The following is a 20,740-nucleotide window of genomic DNA, read 5'->3' as shown; positions in this document are numbered from 1 at the left end:
TTTTCCTTCTGCATTAAACCCGTCATACCCCAGATCATCGCTATAGGAATATGATGTGAATAGAGTCAATAAAATCGTGGCAATGATGTATTTCATAAGTGTTTTTCATTCTTGTGCATAACGCCGCAAATAAACGGCTAAAAATAGTTGGCTAAAATTTGTGAGGTACGAACAATGCCAACTGTTTTTTGTCCGCACTTTTTGATTTGCCTTGTTATGTTGCGACTTTATATTGCTCGTATTTTTTAGCATGCTCAGGACGATTCATTAGAGTGGCAGCTTTTATTAAATGCTCCCAAAATAAATGACCAGGGCTTTTATTGTCCTCTATAACACCATCCAATTCTTCCATAGCTAGACGAAGCTCATTTACGGATAAGTACTCAAGAAAGTCTTCTTCACTGTAGCCAAAGTCAGATTCTTTGATTTCAGTCGGAAGCAATTTATATGCTGCGAGTAACTCTGCTGATATTAGCTCCCATTTGTCACTGATACTCATAATTTTCCCTAGCAACATAACAATTTAATAGTGCGCTCATCGCGCATATTTCTGCCGACGCTACGCTCATTTTTCTACATTATATAGTTTTAACAAATTACCTAAGGTATTACTATCACTAAGTTTTCTAACTATTTTAGGTAAAGTTAAATTAACCAATATGCGCGCAGCGCTCATTTTCATGAATATATGCGCAAAGAGCAGTTTAACAAATCAATTAACTACCGATATTTAGCCAATTTCAATGACCGCTTCTCGCTCTAAGCCGTCATTCAGTTTTAATCATTCATCGTTTGGTTTCGTTGCTCTCAACCACAACCTAAGGTGATAAATTTAACGCCGAACTGTTTTGGCTTTTCCTAGCGCCTAGAACCTCCAGCCTAGTACCTTTCCTTTAATGCTTAATGACTAGCTTGCAGGCAATTAAGCCACTCATCGGGTTCAGCTAAAATAAACTCTAGATGATAATTTTCTTTGGTGGTTATTTTGATTCCAGCGGTGGTAATAGGGATTAAACCGCCGGCTTTAGCTGCGCATTTTTCGACATGGGAAATGTTATTAAGTTTGATGGCATAACAACCCAAGTTAAGTTGTTTATTGAGGGCTTCAAAATGCAGCAGGTTATCAGTAAGAGTAAGGCGGCCATCAGCTTTAGCAACACCCAGTTGTAATGTTGCATAACAACGTTTTAGCTGGGTGATTTTAGATTGTGTAGCGCTCATTATTCATTCCATCGATTTTTTTATTTTATTGAGTGTATGTTGCTAAATTAAATGTGTCAATTATGTAAAATAAATGTTTTTAATTGTTATTTTAAACAGTGCTTTACAGAAAGTTTTTAGCGCGGTGGTGCATTTTTTGTTGTTTATTAACAAGTACAAAAGCAGCCACGACTAATACCATTTGAGTGGCTAGCGCGCACAGCGTTAACATCAAATCCATACGGTTATCAGCGCGTTGCACTAAGCTTAATTCGATAAACCATGCTATGGCGAGCATTAAAACAAGTGAGCCATGTAAATAACGTTGCAGAGTTATTTTAAACTGAAGGTGCTTCCATTGACTAAATATAAGCAGCGCTAAGCTAATTAACGGGATCAAAAATAGGCTAATAAATGCAATGACTAAAAGTGGTTGCCATGTGCTATTCGTCAGTTGCGTGGTATTTATAAAGTAATCGTTACAACCCGTTAAAAGTGTAAAACAAAAAAGTAGGCTAATTAATTTTATTGGCAATGTTGTTATCGTCATGATTTATATGTGTTCTATTGTTAGTTATTAAGCCTTGCTTTATATAAGTAAGGCTTAATGGATGGTTGTATTTAAAAATAGTCTAAACGTAGGTGTTGTTTTAGCTTAATTAAGCATGCGCCATAATTAACTCTTTTGCGTTAGCTTTGGCTGTTTTACTGATGTTATCACCACCAAGTAAACGGGCAATTTCATCAATACGGCCATGCTTACTGAGTGGCAACATTTGTGTAAAGGTTTCGCCATTGGCAATTTCTTTGGCCACAAAAAACTGCTGATGCCCCGAGCTGGCAACTTGCGGTAAATGGGTTACGCAGATAACTTGGGTCGATTTGCCTAATTGACGTAAAAGCTTGCCTACAGCTGCTGCAGTTGGTCCAGAAATACCTACATCCACTTCATCAAAAATAAGCGTTGGCGTAGTGACTTTTTGCGCAATAATAACTTGTATCGCTAAACTTATACGCGACAGCTCACCGCCAGAGGCGACTTTAGACAGTGGTTGTAATGGCTGCCCGGGGTTGGTTGATACTAAAAACGCTACATTATCAAAACCTAGGCTGTTTGGTGCTTTTTCAGGTTGTGGTGTAAGGGCGATTTCAAACATACCATTTTCCATTGATAAATGCGCCATGCTTGCACTGATCAATGTATTTAATGTCTGCGCGGCCTCATGACGGCTTTCGCTTAGGGTTTGCGCAGCTTGCTGATAAGCTGCTAATGCTTGGTTAATTTCACCTTCAAGTTGCGTTAAACGGGTAGAGTTATTACTAATCGACTCAAGCTCTTGTGTGATACTTTGGTGAAACTCAACTAAGTCCTCTGGTTTAATATGGTGTTTACGTGATAAATCCATCGCACCACTTAATCGTGTTTCAACGTCAATTAGTCGGCTCGGATCAAGTTCAGCTTGCTCTGCATAATTACGAATTTCACGACTCGCTTCCTCAACTTGCACAGCCGCTTCTTCGAGTAAAGCAGCCACACTAGCTAGGCTTTCATCAAACCCCGCAAGCTCAGCAAACTGCTGCGCGCTATGTTGTAATAGGGAACAGGCATTTTGCTCGTCATTTTCGTATAAGCTTTGTAACTCTCGTTGGCATGCTTCAATAATAGTTTGGCTGTGGCTGAGCTTATAATGCTCGGCTTCAATTTGCGAAAATTCATCTGGTTGTAAAGCAAACTCATCAAGCTCAGCTACTTGGTACTCTAATAACTGCTTTTGCGCTGCTTGTTGCAACTGGGCTTGTTCGAGCGCGGTAAATTCTTTTTGTAAGTTTTGGCAATTACGATAATGCTGGCGCACTGCTTCAACCAGAGGTTGATGACCTGCATAAGCGTCTAATAGCTGGAGTTGATGTTCGCTTTTAAGCAAATATTGGTGAGCATGTTGACCATGAATAGAGATCAAGTACTGACCGATTTCTTTTAGTTGGGCTGCAGTGACTGGGGTGCCATTAATATAACTTTTGCTGCGGCCATTTTTACACACCACACGACGAAGTAAGCACTCTTGCTCATCATTCGATAGCAAATGCTGTTCTAAAAACTGCTTAGCCAAGGGGAGGTTGGTTAAATCGAAGGTAGCGCATATTTCAGCGCGCTCAGTGCCTGGGCGAACAGCTGAGGCTTCGGCACGTTCACCCAAACATAAAGATAAGGCGTCAATAGCAATAGATTTACCGGCACCTGTTTCACCCGTAATGGCTGTCATACCGCTTTGCCACTCGGTGCTTAAATTGCTTACAATTGCAAAATTTTTAATCTCTAACCCAGTTAACATACTGTTCATCCATCCAGTCAATTAACTGTTAATTTATACAGTGTTTTGGGTTTTTGCAAATTAATTTTTAATGTCGCTATCTAGTTTATTACTTACTCACTGGTTGATTTCTCAAAATTAGTTTCAGGATCAACAGGTTTGACATAATCTTCAGGATTCGCAGATAAATCATCAGTGCGTAAAACTTTAATCATGGATGGTAAAAGTTCATGGTAAAACGTTTTATTGTAAGCAACGCCGGCTATGGGTAACTCAGCCACAAAAAAATCTAAGCGTTCAGCTAGTGCATCTCGCTCACCTGTTACATAAGTTTTTGCCAACTCACTACTAATCGTGCTGATCAATGACTCGTTTATGCGTTCAAGATACAATAAGTTTTCGTCAGTATGAGGTTGTACGACAAAGAAATTACTGGCAATAACTTGTATTCTTGGGATGTATTTAGGACGAATTATTTTTGCGTCGCAGTACTCATTTAATTTTATTTTTAACTGTTGAGTTACTTCTTTAACGCGATTATTGAATAGCTTTTTTTGCGCTTCAAGCGCTTTTCGGCGATTATTTTCAATCACCAAATAGCTGCCAAGCAGCGTTATCAATAATAATAAAGCAAAGAAAACAACATACGTCATTTCGGTTTGATTTCCCTTGAAAAGGTAATAAATGAATTCAGCTTATTTTGCTCTAAAGTCTGAATGAGCGCAATAAAATTAATATAAACGACTACCCCAGTTGAGCTTAGTGCGAAGTACATGATAGTAAGAGTAGTCTTTGGGGTGGATCAGGCGCAGTTTTTTATCTGCTTTTTTAATTATCACTTCATCGCCAGGCAATACAGCAAGCACCACATGACTATCGCAGCTGACTTGTAAGCTGTCGGTATTCTCTAAGCTGAGCTTTAAGCGTACTTCGTTATCGGCATCAACCACTAATGGTCGGCTTGATAATGTATGCGGAAACATCGGTACTAATGAGATTGCATTTAGTTCTGGGGTCAAAATGGGCCCGCCACCCGACAGCGAATAGGCTGTTGAGCCCGTAGGGGTTGAGACAATTAAACCATCAGAGCGCTGAGAAAAAACAAAATCGTTATTAATGAAGGCTTCAAATTCAATCATGTGAGCGACTTTATCGGCATGTAAAACGGCTTCATTCACTGCTGAGTTAGCACTTTTTAATTCGCCATGGCGATAAACTGCTACCTCTAATAAAAAGCGTTTTTCTTCAAGATATTGACCACTTAATACTTGTTCTAAACTAGCTTCAAAGCCTTCAGGGTTTAAATCTGTTAGAAAGCCTAAATTGCCTCTATTTACGCCTATAACAGCAACATCAAATCGGGCTAATACCCTTGCTGCGCCAAGCATATTACCATCACCTCCGACCACAATAGCGAGATCGGCACGTTCGCCAAGCTCAACCAGTTTGACTAACTTTTCCTTGGGGACATTGGTTAATTGATGACCGGTTCTCTGCTCTAATAACACGTCAAATCCTAACGCATTTAAAAAAGTGTATAAGCGCTGTAAAGTTGCAGCTGCACCACTGTGATTTGGTTTGCCAATTAAACCTATGGTTTTAAACGGTGATTCCATGATAAACGCATCAATAGTATTAATATCAGTAGAGTAACTCAAAAGTGACAAGTTTGAAAATAACCTTGAAATAAACTCACTACGCCCCGATATCCCCAGTATGCAGCAAGATGTAGATACTATGAATTTAAACCCTCGAGATCAGCAAATATTTTCCGCCGTGATGAGCCTGTACTGTAATGGTGAAGGTCAACCTGTCGCGTCAAGCCGTATTGCCAAGCAAAAAGGTATGGCTGTGTGTTCTGCAACAGTTAGAAATGCGATGTCGCGCCTAGAAAAAATAGGCCTGCTGTATTCACCGCATACTTCTGCTGGACGGGTACCTACTAATGCCGGATTTGATTATTGGCTAAGTGAATTTTTCCCTCTGTCGCAGATTGCGCAATATTGGCAGCCTGCACAAGCGCAATTAGTCGAGATGGCGCATGGTATAAGCCAGCGTTATCAGGTATGTTGCTGCGTTGGTCTGCCGCAAGTAAGTTCTCAACACGTTTTTAGAGTTGAAGTATTAGATTTTGACAGCAATGATTGGCTTATTTTACTGTTAGATAGAGCAGGGCAAAGCCATAACATTTGTATTCATAAGCCGGATGATGCGTCTGACACCGTACGTTATCAATTCGCTACTTGGCTTAATACTGTATTCAGTCAGCAAACTTTAATGGAAGGCTTGTACCGTATGCAAGCAATGGCAAATACAGCACCACGAAATTGTCATGATTCGTTAAATCAATGGACCCGTGAGCTGAGCCATAAATTAGGCTCAGATAACAGTATCGTGGTCGGCGAAAATTATTTATATCGGCAAATTGATTGTGAACAAAGCTTAAATATTGGTGTCTCATTTTTGAACTTTGTAGAAGATAAGTTAGCTTTTAAAAATGGTGTGTCGGTTTTAAATACGTCACAATTGCCATTTACTGATTGTGACGAACTGATGGTGATCAGCGTGCCGTATTTTCAAAATCAAGAATATCAAAGTCGTTTTTGTGTAATTTGTCCTAAATCGGCGCAAATTGAAGCAATCATTCAAGAATTTAAATTAATCGAGTCATCTGGCTCTTGAATCTTTTGATTCAATCCCCATAATTACCGCAATTGAAAAGTATTGGAGCACTTAAATTATGTCTGAGCAGACAAAATCACCAGAGCAAGAAGTTGAATTAAACGAAGAATTAGAGCAAATGCAAGCAGACGTTGAAGCGGCTGTAGAAGCTGCTGACGCGCACGAAGGCGAAGAAGTTAGCCCTGAAGCTGAAATTGCTATGCTTTATGCTGAGCTTGAAGATGCGAAACAAACTATCGCAAACCAAAAAGATAGCGTAGTACGTGCCGCTGCAGACGTTGATAATATTCGTCGCCGTGCTGCACAAGATGTAGAAAAAGCGCATAAATTTGCACTTGAAAAGTTCGCTAACGAATTATTACCTGTTATTGATAATCTAGAACGTGCTATTGAGTTCTCAGACAAAGAAAACGAAACCTTAAAGCCATTGCTTGAAGGGATTGATATGACAGTTAAAAGCTTCAACGATGCGGTTGCAAAATTTGGTGTTGAAATTGTTAACCCACAAGGTGAGCAGTTTAATCCTGAATTCCACCAAGCAATGTCGATTCAACCAAGCAATGATGTAACACCTAACACTGTATTAGCAGTGATGCAAAAAGGGTATACATTAAATGGTCGTTTATTACGCCCTGCAATGGTGATGGTATCTAAAGCAGCTGAATAAATAAGTCGCTTAGTAAAAAAATGCCCGTTAACTACGGGCATTTTTTTTGTTTCTAGCTCGGTGCCAAAGCTGGGCTATTAGTGTTAATACTAATGCGCTGAACATTAAGCTTGAAAATGGTACCGCACTTTGTGCATGCATTAAGGCTAAAATTGGACCGACTAATGCACCGCTGCCAAAGCGCAATGTACCAATAACCGCCGTAGCGGTGCCAGAACGCTCTTCAAACTGCATTAAGATCAATGCATCAGCATTACTAGCGGTAACCCCTAAACTCATCATCAGAGGAGCAATAGCTGCAACAATAAAATACAGCGATAGGTGTAATATGCTAAATGTGAGTAGGGCACTGCCAGCTACAAAGCCGACCGCTAATCCATAATACAGCATTTTTCGTGAACCAATACGTGGTACTAGGCGGGTATTTAAAAAGTTACCAAACATTAGCGCCATGACATTGAAAGCAAATAAAACACCAAATAATTGTTCTGATACTTTAAAGTAATCAAGGTATACAAAGGGCACTGCGGTTAAAAAGCAAAAAAAGCCGAATGAGACAAACATTGAGCTGGCTATATCTGCTCGGGTATCTTTATTTTTAAATACGGTTTTATAGCTATCGAAAAATAGTGCAAAGCCTTTCATCGGGCTTTTGAAAATAGGGATATCGATTAAGTATATTTGTACCAAGGCTAAAATAACAAAGCTGTAACTAGCCAGTACTAAAAAGATTGTTTGCCAGTGAGATAAGCCCATGATCATTGATCCAACCGTTGGTGCGACTAAGGGCGCTACCATCATGATCATCGATACATACGACATTCCTTTAGCAGTATCTTGTTTATAAATATGACGAATTATCCCTGGCACCACAACGGTTGCTGCAGCACCTGTGAATGCTTGTACGCCCCGCAAAGCCCAAAATAGATGAATGTCATTACAAAAGGCCAATGCGACAGAGCTTAAGCCAAACAATGCTAAGCCGACCTTCGTTAACACGCGACGACCAATTTGATCTGCGATTGGGCCAAAAAATAGCATTCCCAGCGCATAGCCAGCTAAATATATGCTTAACGATATTTGTACATTGGGCATTGTGGTATTAAGGTCGTTAGCAATGACTAACATTGCCGGAAGATACATATCGATTGCCAGTGGCGTAATTGCAACAATACTGGCGAGTAAAGGTAATAGAATGCGTTTATTTAAAGAAACCGAGTCCTGCATGACTAACCCATTAAACAAAAAGAGGCTGCTATTGTAACAGCGACAATTAGTCTTGGGTACTTAGTTTGCATGCTAACTATCGCCTTTAACTGAAATATAACGCAACAGATGTTTTTACTGGCAGTCGATATATTCAATTGCAGGCTGGTTTGCTATTCTAAGAACAATTAAATTGTTAGTTAAGAGAATACAATGAAAAAATTAGTTTTGGCTGTGCTTGCCACCGCTGTATTAGCGGGTTGTAAAACATCACCAACAGGGCGTACGCAAATTGCGCTTTATTCTGATCAACAAATGAGTCAGATGGGTCAGCAAAGCTTTGCTGATATGAAAAAGAATCAAAAAATTAATAATAATCCTCAAGTAAATGCGTATGTAAAGTGTATTGCTGACGATGTGATTGCAGTATTACCGCAACAGTATGCAACTCAGGCGTGGGAAGTGGTGGTATTTGAAGACGATTCAGCTAACGCGTTTGCATTACCCGGTGGCTACATTGGTGTGCATACAGGGTTGTTGAAAGTGGCTGAAAATCAAGATCAGCTAGCAACCGTTATCGGGCACGAAGTAGGGCATGTAATTGCTGAGCACTCTAATGAACGCGTATCACAAAGTTCCTTGCTACAAACAGGTATGCAAGCGGGCAGTGCCGCACTTGAAATGGGCAATGTACAATATCGTAACGAAATTATGCAAGGTCTTGGTTTAGGTGCGCAGTACGGCGTTATTTTACCATTTAGTCGCTCTCATGAATCTGAGGCCGACCAAGTGGGTTTAGATTTAATGGCAAAAGCCGGATTTAATCCAAAAGAATCCGTAACACTTTGGCAGAATATGAGTAAAGCAGGCAGTGGTAATACACCTGAATTTATGTCTACTCACCCAGCACCTGCTAACCGCATTAAAGAGCTACAAGCAAAATTGCCACAAGCATTAAATGAGCAAAAAGCAGCAAAAGCGGCGGGTAAAAACCCACAATGTAAGCTGTAATAAACTTTTTTGGTGATATAAAAAAAGCCTGTGAACTGATGTTCACAGGCTTTTATTATTCTAAACGCTAGTTATGCGTTTTCAACAGCAGTACGTGGATCTACGTATGGCATGTTGAAGGCTTCAGCAACTTCTTTGTAAGTTACTTGGCCTTTGATCACGTTAAGACCTTTAAGGAAATTAGCGTCATCTAGTAATGCTTTCTTATAACCTTTGTTTGCAAGGTTAATGATGAAAGGCAATGTTGCATTGTTAAGTGCGAAAGTAGATGTACGTGGTACAGCACCTGGCATGTTAGCAACACAGTAGTGAACAACGTCATCAACGATGAAGGTCGGATCAGCGTGAGTTGTTGCTTTAGACGTTGCGATACAACCACCTTGGTCAATTGCAACATCAACAATTGCAGAGCCAGGCTTCATTGCTTTAATGTGTTCAGCAGTAACTAGTTTAGGTGCAGCAGCACCTGGGATAAGTACGCCACCAATTACTAGGTCAGCTTCAAGTACATGCTTTTCAAGTGCATCAGCTGTTGAGTAAATCGCTTTAACTTTATTACCAAACTGAGCGTCAAGTGCGCGTAGTACGTCAATGTTACGATCAAGTACGACAACTTCAGCACCAAGGCCAACAGCCATTTGTGCTGCGCTACGACCAACCATGCCGCCGCCAATAACAACAACTTTAGCTGGCTCAACACCCGGTACGCCGCCAAGTAGCATGCCACGACCATGGTTTGATTTTTCAAGCGCTTGTGCACCAGCTTGAATAGACATACGGCCAGCAACTTCACTCATAGGTGCAAGTAGTGGCAAACCACCGCGTGAATCAGTTACTGTTTCGTATGCGATACAAATTGCTTTGCTTTTGATTAGGTCTTCAGTTTGTGGAAGATCTGGTGCAAGGTGTAAGTAAGTGAAAAGAATTTGGTCTTCACGTAGCATTGCACGTTCAACGGCTTGTGGCTCTTTTACTTTTATAATCATCTCTGCTGTTGCGAAAACCTCAGCAGCAGTTGCTAGAATTTCTGCACCTGCCAGTGTGTAATCTTCGTTAGTGAAGCCAATGCCCATACCTGCATCAGATTCAACAAAAACTTGGTGGCCGTGGTTTACTAACTCACGAACACTAGCAGGGACCATACCTACACGGTATTCATGGTTTTTTATTTCTTTAGGTACACCGATAATCATAATATTGCCTTAATAGAACGGGATAAAATTTTTCACTATTATATTCATGTACTGGCAGTGTGTCCCACCTTTTTTAATCGGTATTCTAGTGATATAATCTGAAAACACCGTTTAAACAGTACAAAAAACTAGTCGTTATTATGCATGAGTTATTAGACCGTATTGACCGTAAGATTTTAATAGAGCTACAGCACGATGGCCGAGTGTCTAATGTTGAATTAGCTCGACGTGTGGGGCTCAGTGCAACGCCCTGTTTAGAGCGTGTAAAAAAGCTCGAACGCGAAGGTTACATCGTCGGTTATAAAGCCGTGGTTGACCCTGCTAAACTTGGGCAAGGTTTGTCGGTGTACGTCGAAGTGACAATCACTAAAACATCACCTGATGTGTTTGATGAATTTAGTGCTGCAGTTAAAAAGCATGATGAAATTATCGAATGCCATTTAGTCTCGGGTAACTTTGACTTTTTACTAAAAACCCGCGTAAATGATATGTCTGAATATCGTGGTGTATTAGGGGATATTCTGCTCAAGCTACCGAACGTTAGTGAAAGCCGTACCTATGTTGTTATGGAAGAAGTAAAAGGCGAGCAAGGGGTGATTATTCGCCCATATATCGGCTGAATTATGCGCCATTTTTTAGTAACTACTTAAGTTGTATTATTGATACATGCGCGATTAATAAAAACCTGTTCATAATCAGGCCATCATGGTTAAGATAAAGTGCAACAAAAAGTATTTCCTGCTAAGGTATTCCATTGCTAAGAATGAGTACAAAGAAGTACAAAGAAAAATGAGGAATAGCGAGTTATGCGCCTAAACGGTGTACAAAGACTATTAGAAACCGGTTTAATAATTAGCACCTTTGCCGCAATATTTATATTGTGTGCGCTGGTAAGCTTTGATCCTGCTGATCCGAGTTGGTCGCAAACAGGTTATGACAATGTAAGAAACATAACTGGAGCTGCAGGTGCGTGGATCGCCGATATTTTATTGCTGACATTTGGCTGGTTAGCTTATTTTGTGCCAGCTGCACTACAAATATTCGGCTACTTATTATTTAAGCAACCTCATAGAATATTTCAACTCGACTATACAACGTTATCGCTTAGAGTGATTGGTTTTGCATTATTTATCACTTCAGCAACGGCTATCAGTAGTATTAATTTTGATGATATTTATAATTTTTCATCCGGTGGGGTAGTCGGTGATGTGATAGCTTCAGCGATGATGCCTGCATTTAACTTTACCGGTACCTCGATTTTATTATTATGTTTCTTTTTTGCTGGATTAACATTATTAACAGGTGTGTCGTGGGTGCAATGTGTCGATTTTATTGGCGATTTGATCATGCGAGGTTATCGTTTTATTGCCCATCACTTAAAAGCATGGTTAAAACGCGAACGCACTGCAAATACTGAAGTTGTAATTGAACAAGACCCGGTTAATGAGCAACAGACACGTAAAGAAACACCCGCCATTCGCTTTTCAGAACCAAAAGTGGATAGTGATAGTGCGGTGTCAAATCAAGACTCTCATCCTGCATTTGATGATTTGGATGATATTCTGGATCAAGAAATTAATTTTAGCGCCATTGATGATGAACCAATGGACACTGCGGCTGCCTTAAATGCGCTTGATCAAAGCCATGTTACTGAGCCTGAAAAACCAGTTACTACTGTGGTTTCGCCAGCAAGACCAATGCCAAAACCAAAGAGTACCTATCAGCCTCCACCTACCGCAAAAGAAAAGTTTGAGCAGCTACTCGAAGAAAAGCCGCCAAGTACGCCATTGCCTACGCTTGATTTGTTAGATAGACCTGATAAAGCCAAAAACCCAATTTCACCAGAAGAGCTTGAAGCTGTATCGAGGTTAGTTGAAACTAAACTCCTTGATTTTAACGTTCAAGCTACGGTTGTTGCCGTATACCCTGGACCTGTTGTAACCCGTTTTGAGCTTGATTTAGCGCCGGGTATTAAAGTTTCTAAAATTACTGGTCTTGCTAAAGATTTAGCCCGCTCGCTATCAGCGGTTAGTGTCCGAGTGGTTGAAGTTATTCCGGGTAAAACCTATGTAGGGATTGAATTACCGAATAAACACCGTGAAATAGTGCGGTTATCAGAAGTAATCGACGCACCAAAATTTGAGCAAAATCCATCGCCACTGACTATGGTCTTAGGTAAAGATATTGCCGGTGAACCAATCTGTGCTGATTTGGGTAAAATGCCGCATTTACTGGTGGCAGGTACCACAGGTTCAGGTAAGTCAGTGGGCGTTAATGTAATGATATTAAGCTTACTGTACAAATCAGGCCCTGATGATGTGCGTATGATAATGATTGACCCGAAAATGTTGGAACTTTCTGTTTACGAAGGTATCCCACATTTACTGTGTGAAGTGGTCACCGATATGAAAGAAGCTGCCAATGCGCTGCGTTGGTGTGTAGGTGAGATGGAACGTCGTTATAAGTTAATGTCGGCGTTAGGTGTTCGTAACTTAAAAGGTTACAACCAAAAGGTATTGGATGCGAAAGAGGCGGGTTACCCGATTCTCGATCCATTATTTAAAGATACTGATGGTATGAAAGAAGGACCAGACGAGTTAGGTAAGTTACCGAGTATCGTGGTGGTGATTGACGAATTTGCTGACATGATGATGATTGTTGGTAAAAAAGTTGAAGAGCTAATTGCCCGTATTGCGCAAAAAGCCCGAGCGGCAGGTATTCATTTAATACTAGCAACACAGCGCCCATCGGTTGATGTAATTACTGGTTTAATTAAAGCGAATATCCCAACGCGAATGGCGTTTCAGGTATCAAGTAAAATTGACTCGCGTACCATCTTAGATCAACAAGGCGCAGAAAACCTGCTAGGTATGGGTGATATGCTCTATTTACCGCCGGGCACCAGCGTACCGATACGTGTACATGGCGCGTTTGTTGATGACCATGAAGTACATGCGGTGGTGAATGACTGGAAAGCACGTGCAAAACCAAATTATATAGACGAAATTTTAAATGGTGACGCCACTGAGGATATTTTATTGCCAGGCGAAGCCAGTGAAAACGCGGATGAAGAATCAGACCCGCTTTATGATGAAGCCGTGTCATTTGTTGTTGAAACAGGCAAAGTGTCAGTTTCAAGTGTGCAGCGAAAATTACGTGTTGGTTACAACCGTGCCGCACGTTTGGTTGAACAAATGGAAACATCGGGTATTGTAAGCGCACCAGGTCATAACGGTGCCCGAGATGTATTAGTGCCCAATGGTGGAGCAAATTAAATGAAACAAATTAAATATTTAGCCTTAGCAATTAGCTGTTTTTTATCAGCATCAGTATTTGCAAGTGACAGTGCAACAGATGACAGCCAAGCATTACAAGATAAACTGGCCGGTTTAAAGAGTTTTCAAGCGCAATTTGCGCAGCAAGTTAATGACGACCAAGGCCAATCAATTATGCAAGGTGAAGGTACTATCGCCTTACAACAGCCAATGATGATCCGTTGGCAACAAGCGAGCCCTGATGACACGTTATTTGTATCAAATGGCGATAAAACCTATTACTTCGACAGCTTCGCTGAGCAAGTAACGATTATGAATACTCACAGTTTGATTGATTCAACACCGTTTGTATTACTTACCTCCAAAGATCCGGCGCAATGGCAAAAGTACCAAGTACACGCCACGGATACTGGGTTCAGTGTTACACCTAATAAAGGCGTTGAAAGCCAAGTTGAACAGCTGGATATTGTGTTTGCAGCAGATAAAGTAGGCTTAGCGTCATTATTGGTTAAAGACAGCTCAGGGCAATCATCTACATTTACTTTTAGCGACACTAAAGTAAATCAAAGCCTTGCTACTTCAACCTTTGAGTTTAGTATTCCTGAAGGCGTTGAAATAGACGATCAAAGTCAAGGTGAGTAATTTAGGCTTTAATTTTGGCCCGGATGTGCGCCCACTTGCGGCGCGCATGCGACCAACCAGTTTAGATCAGTATATTGGCCAGCAACATCTATTAAGCCAAGATAAGCCTCTCTATCAAGCTATTTTAGCAGGGCGTTGCCACAGTCTTATTTTGTGGGGGCCGCCGGGCGTTGGTAAAACTACCTTAGCGCAAATTATTGCCAACCATGCCGATGCGGCGCTGATTCAAATGTCGGCGGTAACGGCAGGCATTAAAGATATTCGTGATGCGGTGAGTGAAGCGCGTACTAACCTTGAAGGTCGTGGCCAACGTACCTTACTGTTTGTTGACGAAGTACATCGTTTTAATAAATCTCAGCAAGATGCGTTTTTACCACATATAGAGGATGGTACCTTTATTTTTGTTGGTGCCACCACCGAGAATCCCTCGTTTGCACTAAACAATGCGATTTTATCGCGAGCACGAGTATATGTCCTTAAATCGCTGCAAGACACTGATTTGCATCTTGTTATTGAGCGAGCGCTTGCAAGCGATGATGAACTGAAAAATAAAACGGTGGTACTTGCACAAAATGCTAAACAAGCGTTGTGCCAAGCCAGTGATGGCGATGCTCGTAAAGTGCTTAATTTACTTGAGCAGGCGATTGATTTAACCGTAGAGCAAAACGGCCAATACTTAGTTGATGAGCACGTACTCAGTCAAGTATTGCCAACGCATTTAGCCAAGTATGACAAAGGGGGGGATGAATTTTACGATTTGATCTCAGCCTTTCATAAGTCAGTTCGAGGTAGCTCCCCAGATGGTGCTTTGTATTGGTATTGTCGTATTTTAGCCGGTGGCGGCGATCCGCTGTATGTTGCAAGGCGGTTACTCGCCATCGCCACTGAAGATATTGGTAATGCTGATCCGCGTGCCATGGAAGTGGCCCTCAATGCATGGGATATATTTCAGCGAGTTGGACCAAGTGAAGGCGAGCGTGCAATTGCACAAGCTACGATTTACCTAGCTAGCGCACCGAAGAGTAATGCGGTGTACGCGGCGTTTAATCAAGCCAAAGCGGATGCGCAGAACGAGCCAAGTTACCCGGTGCCAGAGCATTTACGTAATGCACCAACCAACTTAATGAAAGACTTAGGCTATGGTGCTGAATATCGCTATGCGCATAATGAAGAAGGCGCCTATGCTGCAGGAGAAAAGTACTTTCCAGAGCAGATAGCCGATAAGCAATATTACTTTCCAACGGATCGTGGCTTAGAACAAAAAATAAAGCAAAAGCTCGACTATTTAAAAGAGCGCGATCATCACAGTGACATAAAACGCTATGACAAGCCTTAAGATATATCTCATGATTGCCGCAGGAGGAGCCTCAGGCGCCTGTTTACGGTTTTTTATTAGTGAAACCATGCTAAAACTACTTGGTAGGGGATTCCCTTTTGGCACGTTGACGGTTAATATTCTTGGTTCATTGTTGATGGGCGTATTATACGGTTTGATAGAGCGCGAAATTATCACCGTTAGCCCCGCTAAAACCCTTATAGGGATTGGCTTTCTAGGTGCTTTGACCACCTTCTCGACATTTTCAATGGATTCGTTGTTGTTATTACAACAAGGTCACTTTTTTAAAATGGCCCTCAATATCACCTTAAATGTGGTGGTGTGTATTTTTATGGCTTGGCTGGGCCTTCAGCTGGTAATGCAAAAAGGTTAAAAACTAACATGTTAGATTCTAAATTATTACGTCAAGATCTCGAGCAAACAGCTGCGCGTCTAGCAGCACGTGGTTACGAGCTAGATACTGCGACTGTCAGCGCACTTGAAGAAAAACGCAAAACATTACAAGTAAAAACACAAGAATTACAAAGTGAGCGTAACAGCAGCTCCAAAGCGATTGGCCAAGCTAAAGCTAAAGGCGAAGATGCACAACCATTGTTAGATGCAGTAAGCAACTTAGGCGCGCAACTTGATAGTGTTAAAGCTGAGCAAGACGCTATTTTAGAAGAGCTTAAGCAAATTTCTTTAGCTATCCCAAATTTACCTGATGAATCAGTACCAGCGGGCGCTGATGAATCTGACAACGTTGAGATTTCAACCTGGGGCGAGCCTAAAAAGTATGATTTTGCAGTAAAAGATCATGTAGACTTAGGACAAGATTTAAACGGCCTTGATTTTGAAATGGGCGTTAAAATTACCGGTTCACGCTTTACTGTAATGCGCGGCGCAATGGCCCGCATGCACCGTGCACTAGTGCAATTTATGCTAGACACGCATACAGATAAAAACGGTTATACAGAAATGTACGTACCGTATTTAGTAAACCGCGACAGTTTATACGGTACAGGCCAATTACCTAAGTTTGCAGAAGACTTATTCCACACTAAAGGTCTTGTAAATGATGACGGTGAAGAGCAAGAAGGTTTTAGCTTAATTCCTACTGCTGAAGTACCACTGACAAACAGCGCGCGTGACGAAATTTACGACGAAAAAGATTTACCAATTCGTTTAACTGCCCACACTCCGTGTTTTAGAAGTGAAGCTGGCAGTTATGGCCGTGATACTCGTGGCCTTATTCGTCAGCACCAGTTCGATAAAGTTGAGCTAGTACAGCTGGTAAAACCAGAAGATTCAATGCAAGCATTGGAAGAGCTAACAGGTCACGCAGAGCAAATATTACAAGCGCTAGAGCTACCATACCGTAAAGTAATTTTATGTATGGGTGACATGGGCTTTGGCTCAGCAAAAACCTACGATTTAGAAGTATGGTTACCAGCGCAAGATACCTACCGTGAAATCTCATCATGTTCAAACATGGTTGATTTCCAAGCGCGCCGTATGCAAGCACGTTTTCGTCGCGCGGGTGAGAAGAAGCCAGAGTTACTGCATACACTCAATGGCTCAGGCCTAGCAGTAGGACGTACTTTAGTGGCTATCTTAGAAAACTACCAACAAGCGGATGGTTCAGTAGTCGTGCCTGAAGTACTTCGTTCATATATGAACGGCCTTGAAGTAATTAAATAAGCCCGTTAAAGCTTTAGAGCTGTAAGTTTTAAGCTTTAAGAGAGAAGCCGCTGTTTGTAATGAACAGCGGCTTTTTTGTTAATCAGGGTTCAGTTAGCAAGTTAGCGAGAGTAAAGTTAGCGAGCTGTGGATTAACTCGGTGTGAAACTCACCGCGTAGGAATCGGCTTTAGCCATCATAGTTTAAACCCCATAAATTAGCTTTTCGAATAACATTATTAAATGCTGTTTTGGGGTTTTATAAACCGCTTACTTGGCACATGGTAAGTTGTTAAGTACATAAGGAAGTTTCATGAAATCACTAATAGGTTTAGTGATTTTTGTATTATCGATGTTTGTAGTTGGAAAGGAGCGAGATTAGATAGTTCGAGCTGAAATCGAGACGATGAGAGCTACGGAACGAGTATGGGTAAATAGTAAAGGTGATATTTACTGGGCTTCTTCGTTTTATATGAACGCTATGCCTTGTAATACAAAGCTTGAACAACAAGAGGTAAAAATATTATCAGAATTGGTTCAAAAATTACCTCGTCAACCATATGAACGAGGAGTAAATAGCAACTGCAAAGATAGGCTTAACTTTTTTATTATTGTAGCCACTGAGGTTGCAGATGACTCTTTTTGATGAAATAAGTAAAAAGTTTGCTTATTCAACAAGTTGTAGGAAGTTTGAAATAGATATAGCATGGGGGTAACTTATCACAAGTTACACCAGCAAACCTTAGATAAATTTATACAATGTAGGTTGGCTATGTGGAAATAGGCACACAACAAATCAATCAAGTGGATTAACAATGCCATTTATTTGATTGCGTTAGTGTTCATCATTCAGCACGGAAAACTTTAACTAGTGCGCAGAGTTAAATAAGGGTGTTATAGTTTACTTTTGATTAATCGAGTTTTTAACAAGGATTGTTTTATAATGTATAAGCACCTATTTATATTCACTTTTATTTTTTTAGTTTCAGCGTGCCAATCGGTTCAAAGGGGAGGTGCTGTTCCTTTAGGTTCAAATGAAAAAATTAAACTAGATGTATTAAATATCGATTGGAATGATTGGAGTTTAGCTATAGGGGATCGAAGAATTGAAGGTTCAGGTTTTGTTATTACTAATTGGGTTAATACGTCGGATGATGTAGGGCTGCGTTATGGGGTTCTTGGCGTTATAGCATCTGATTTGTCTAATGAAAAGCACATGAAAGGCAGTTTAGAGCTCGACTTAAAAGAGAACTTTGATTTAGCGAGCACTTTGTTGAATTCGCTAAATAGCATTCAAATTTTAAAAGAATCAGTAAAGTCTATTCACTTAAATGAAAATCTTCATAAACAAGTTATAACACTTGAGCCATGGTGCGTCATTTTTACCGACGAAAAAAGCACAAGGTTTTTACCTCAGCTCAAAGCCGTCCTTAAGTCTAAAACAGGTAAAGTAATTTGGGAAGGCAACTATGGGCCAATTAATCCAAGTAAGCCTTTTATTTTAGGCAACTCGATGACTCACGACGATATTAAAACATTACAGACTCAATTAGATGTTGCCTATGAGGAGATTGCAAACCAGTTACTTGCAAATATTCAAGGCAAAGGAAGTTATGTCAGTAAAGAAGAAAGTGAAAAGTTCACTAACGATTTATTAAATAGCATAACCATTGAAATAGACGAAAGCCAATTTAACTAACTCACCTTGATTGTATTTAATCAGAAATATGCATCGCAAAAACCAATAAAGTCAGGTCTTTCTTTTTGACTTTCGCTCAAACAGCAAAAAATAAGACCTGATAATCATATAAAAAGCTCGTCGAGTATTTAGATACAGTTGTGTTGAACGATCTAGTCAAGCTAATCACTTTGGCGTTATCAGCAGCAATTTTGCATCTTTTCCATCGGTTAACACCGCGATATTACCCTCGGTTGTAACAAATACATCCCGCAAACGCCCAGTTACCTCTGGTAAAACATGAGTCTGGGTAAGTTCACCATTCGCTAAATTAACGCTGTAGAGCTTTTTATCGACCAGCGTAGTGATTAGCACATGCTGTTGTAGTGAGGGAAAAGCTAAATGCTTTGAGCCATAATAAGCCATGCCAGAAGGGGCGATTGAGGGCGTCCAATCAACCGTTGGTTTAGCCATTCCAGGGTATTCTCTAAACGGTGAAATACGCGCTTGGGAGTAATCATCTCCGTTGGTGATCACCGGCCAGCCGTAATTGGTGCTTGGGGTTAAATAGTTTAGTTCGTCGCCGCCTGCGGGGCCGTGTTCGTGGCTAACAATTTGCTGTGTATCGTAATCATAAACCAAGCCTTGCAAGTTACGGTGCCCGAGTGAGTACACAGCATGAGCTGCAGGATTTTTGTGATTAATAAATGGGTTATCGTTTGGTATCGTGCCGTTTAAGTTTATGCGTAATGTTTTGCCAAGTTGACTGGTCATAACCTGTGCTTGCTCACGGTAGTCAAAGCCATCGCCACTTGAAAATAATAAGGTATTATCGGGTAGGACAAGGGCGCGGCCTGAGTAATGTTGTGGTGTGTCTTTATCAGTGGCAACTTTATAAATAATTTTTGGCGTTGAAAATTGCGCACCATCAAACGTAGCTTTGGCAATAACGAGCCTGTTTGCATCAAGCTCACCTTGAGCGTAAGTGAATATAATTTCTTTTGATTCACTGTAATTTGGCGAAAGCACTATATCGAGTAGGCCGCCTTGGCCTGCAACGTATAAGCCCTCGAAATCTAGTTTAACTCGGGTTTGTTGGTTGTTTTTAATGATAACAATATGGCCATCACGTTCTGTGACTAACCAGGTATTGTTTGGGAGTTTAACCATGCTCCACGGTGAATTGAGTCCTGTTGCTAAGGTATCAGCAGTGTATTGCTGTTTTGGTAGCTCGGCACTGGCGTTACAAGAAAATGCTAAAAGCGAGAGTAGAGTAATACAATGTAGAGATTGTTTACCCTGCAAGCCTTTGCTACTGTAAGAAAAAAGTTTCATTTTAAGTTGAGATAACCATGTCGTTTTTAACACGTATACTCCCTTCATTTTTAGTTTCTTGGTTACTTACATTTACACTCGCTAGCTTGTTTCATAGTCAATACGTTGTCAATCAATTAGTTAATGTGGGTGTTGTGGTGGGCTTTAATGACCGTGTTAACTTAACCCTTGAAGATTGGCTCGGCTTGCTACCGACCTATGGCGCTATTATTGCTATTGCACTTGCCATCGCGTTTTTGGTTACCTGGCTTATTGCTAAAAAAGTTAAAAAACAAGGTGCGCAATTATTTGTAATTGCGGGTATTGTGGCGTTTGCTACGGCTTTAATTGCTATTGAGTCAATTATGAATATTACTATTATAGCGGGCGCAAGAGGCTGGGGTTTTTATATGCAGCTGCTTGCAGGGGCTGTAGGGGGTTATGTTTTTGCTAAGTTGAGCAATGGTTGTCATAGTAAAAATGAACTCATCTAGTTTTACACAGAGATAATCATTAAGGTTTTTAATTATTCCTTAAGATTTAATGCGCAGCGGATGCAAAGCTAT

20 protein-coding genes are annotated in these 20,740 nt (G+C 40.7%); 11 read left to right on the top strand and 9 right to left on the bottom strand.

The window, feature by feature from the left end:
• Positions 1 to 214 precede the first annotated feature (214 nt).
• The 6 genes from H5163_RS03630 to nadK all read right to left on the bottom strand — a co-directional run bounded on the left by H5163_RS03630 (position 215) and on the right by nadK (position 5,128).
• Positions 215 to 499, bottom strand: coding sequence for a hypothetical protein (locus H5163_RS03630; protein WP_182734357.1), 285 nt, complete (start codon positions 497 to 499; stop codon positions 215 to 217).
• Between the two features lie 401 nt (positions 500 to 900).
• Positions 901 to 1,221 (bottom strand): hypothetical protein, encoded by a 321-nt coding sequence (locus tag H5163_RS03625; protein WP_145242196.1) that lies wholly within the window; start codon positions 1,219 to 1,221, stop codon positions 901 to 903.
• Between the two features lie 103 nt (positions 1,222 to 1,324).
• Entirely contained in the window at positions 1,325 to 1,750 is a 426-nt protein-coding gene (locus H5163_RS03620) for a hypothetical protein (RefSeq protein ID WP_145242198.1), read from the bottom strand.
• A 109-nt stretch (positions 1,751 to 1,859) separates the two neighbouring features.
• Positions 1,860 to 3,533 carry a DNA repair protein RecN gene (gene recN / locus H5163_RS03615; RefSeq protein WP_182734355.1) on the bottom strand — a complete coding sequence of 558 codons (1,674 nt, stop codon included), beginning with the start codon at positions 3,531 to 3,533 and terminating at the stop codon, positions 1,860 to 1,862.
• 92 nt (positions 3,534 to 3,625) lie between these two features.
• Positions 3,626 to 4,165 carry a hypothetical protein gene (locus H5163_RS03610; RefSeq protein WP_145242202.1) on the bottom strand — a complete coding sequence of 180 codons (540 nt, stop codon included), beginning with the start codon at positions 4,163 to 4,165 and terminating at the stop codon, positions 3,626 to 3,628.
• A gap of 78 nt (positions 4,166 to 4,243) precedes the next feature.
• On the bottom strand, positions 4,244 to 5,128 hold the full coding sequence (nadK, locus tag H5163_RS03605) for an NAD(+) kinase (protein WP_145242288.1): 885 nt from the start codon (positions 5,126 to 5,128) through the stop codon (positions 4,244 to 4,246).
• Between the two features lie 100 nt (positions 5,129 to 5,228).
• On the opposite strand from nadK, the gene H5163_RS03600 reads away from it, so the two are divergent.
• On the top strand, positions 5,229 to 6,194 hold the full coding sequence (locus H5163_RS03600) for an HrcA family transcriptional regulator (protein ID WP_145242204.1): 966 nt from the start codon (positions 5,229 to 5,231) through the stop codon (positions 6,192 to 6,194).
• Between the two features lie 58 nt (positions 6,195 to 6,252).
• Positions 6,253 to 6,861 (top strand): nucleotide exchange factor GrpE, encoded by a 609-nt coding sequence (gene grpE / locus H5163_RS03595; protein ID WP_145242206.1) that lies wholly within the window; start codon positions 6,253 to 6,255, stop codon positions 6,859 to 6,861.
• Between the two features lie 27 nt (positions 6,862 to 6,888).
• On the opposite strand, the gene H5163_RS03590 is transcribed toward grpE, so the two are convergent.
• Positions 6,889 to 8,088: a Bcr/CflA family efflux MFS transporter gene (locus tag H5163_RS03590; RefSeq protein WP_145242208.1), complete on the bottom strand. Its 1,200-nt coding sequence runs from the start codon at positions 8,086 to 8,088 to the stop codon at positions 6,889 to 6,891.
• Between the two features lie 192 nt (positions 8,089 to 8,280).
• Between H5163_RS03590 and H5163_RS03585 the strand changes: the two genes are divergently transcribed.
• Complete coding sequence (locus H5163_RS03585) at positions 8,281 to 9,078, top strand: M48 family metallopeptidase (RefSeq protein WP_145242210.1); 798 nt, start codon at positions 8,281 to 8,283, stop codon at positions 9,076 to 9,078.
• A gap of 71 nt (positions 9,079 to 9,149) precedes the next feature.
• On the opposite strand, the gene ald is transcribed toward H5163_RS03585, so the two are convergent.
• Positions 9,150 to 10,271 carry an alanine dehydrogenase gene (gene ald, locus H5163_RS03580; protein WP_149982720.1) on the bottom strand — a complete coding sequence of 374 codons (1,122 nt, stop codon included), beginning with the start codon at positions 10,269 to 10,271 and terminating at the stop codon, positions 9,150 to 9,152.
• Positions 10,272 to 10,411: 140 nt separating this feature from the next.
• Here ald and lrp point away from each other — a divergent pair, with 140 nt between their 5' ends.
• The 7 genes from lrp to H5163_RS03545 all read left to right on the top strand — a co-directional run bounded on the left by lrp (position 10,412) and on the right by H5163_RS03545 (position 18,881).
• Positions 10,412 to 10,891 carry a leucine-responsive transcriptional regulator Lrp gene (gene lrp / locus H5163_RS03575; protein WP_145242214.1) on the top strand — a complete coding sequence of 160 codons (480 nt, stop codon included), beginning with the start codon at positions 10,412 to 10,414 and terminating at the stop codon, positions 10,889 to 10,891.
• Positions 10,892 to 11,077: 186 nt separating this feature from the next.
• Positions 11,078 to 13,546, top strand: coding sequence for a DNA translocase FtsK (locus H5163_RS03570; RefSeq protein ID WP_182734354.1), 2,469 nt, complete (start codon positions 11,078 to 11,080; stop codon positions 13,544 to 13,546).
• Entirely contained in the window at positions 13,547 to 14,188 is a 642-nt protein-coding gene (lolA, locus tag H5163_RS03565; RefSeq protein WP_149982719.1) for an outer membrane lipoprotein chaperone LolA, read from the top strand.
• Positions 14,181 to 15,524, top strand: coding sequence for a replication-associated recombination protein A (locus H5163_RS03560; RefSeq protein ID WP_145242220.1), 1,344 nt, complete (start codon positions 14,181 to 14,183; stop codon positions 15,522 to 15,524). Before lolA ends, H5163_RS03560 begins: the two co-directional genes overlap by 8 nt.
• Positions 15,525 to 15,534: 10 nt before the next feature.
• On the top strand, positions 15,535 to 15,897 hold the full coding sequence (crcB, locus tag H5163_RS03555) for a fluoride efflux transporter CrcB (RefSeq protein WP_392352509.1): 363 nt from the start codon (positions 15,535 to 15,537) through the stop codon (positions 15,895 to 15,897).
• Between the two features lie 8 nt (positions 15,898 to 15,905).
• Positions 15,906 to 17,204: a serine--tRNA ligase gene (gene serS, locus H5163_RS03550; RefSeq protein WP_145242225.1), complete on the top strand. Its 1,299-nt coding sequence runs from the start codon at positions 15,906 to 15,908 to the stop codon at positions 17,202 to 17,204.
• A 921-nt stretch (positions 17,205 to 18,125) separates the two neighbouring features.
• On the top strand, positions 18,126 to 18,881 hold the full coding sequence (locus H5163_RS03545; RefSeq protein WP_182734352.1) for a hypothetical protein: 756 nt from the start codon (positions 18,126 to 18,128) through the stop codon (positions 18,879 to 18,881).
• A gap of 165 nt (positions 18,882 to 19,046) precedes the next feature.
• On the opposite strand, the gene H5163_RS03540 is transcribed toward H5163_RS03545, so the two are convergent.
• Entirely contained in the window at positions 19,047 to 20,228 is a 1,182-nt protein-coding gene (locus tag H5163_RS03540) for a PQQ-dependent sugar dehydrogenase (RefSeq protein WP_145242237.1), read from the bottom strand.
• On the opposite strand from H5163_RS03540, the gene H5163_RS03535 reads away from it, so the two are divergent.
• On the top strand, positions 20,213 to 20,668 hold the full coding sequence (locus H5163_RS03535) for a hypothetical protein (protein ID WP_182719381.1): 456 nt from the start codon (positions 20,213 to 20,215) through the stop codon (positions 20,666 to 20,668). The genes H5163_RS03540 and H5163_RS03535 overlap by 16 nt on opposite strands.
• The last annotated feature ends 72 nt before the right edge of the window (positions 20,669 to 20,740 follow it).

Source organism: Pseudoalteromonas sp. SG44-8 (genome assembly GCF_014164125.1).
In the GTDB taxonomy this organism is placed as follows: Bacteria; Pseudomonadota; Gammaproteobacteria; order Enterobacterales; family Alteromonadaceae; genus Pseudoalteromonas; species Pseudoalteromonas rhizosphaerae.
Note: the sequence above shows the minus strand (reverse complement) of the source record. Positions and strands in the feature narration are given on the sequence as shown.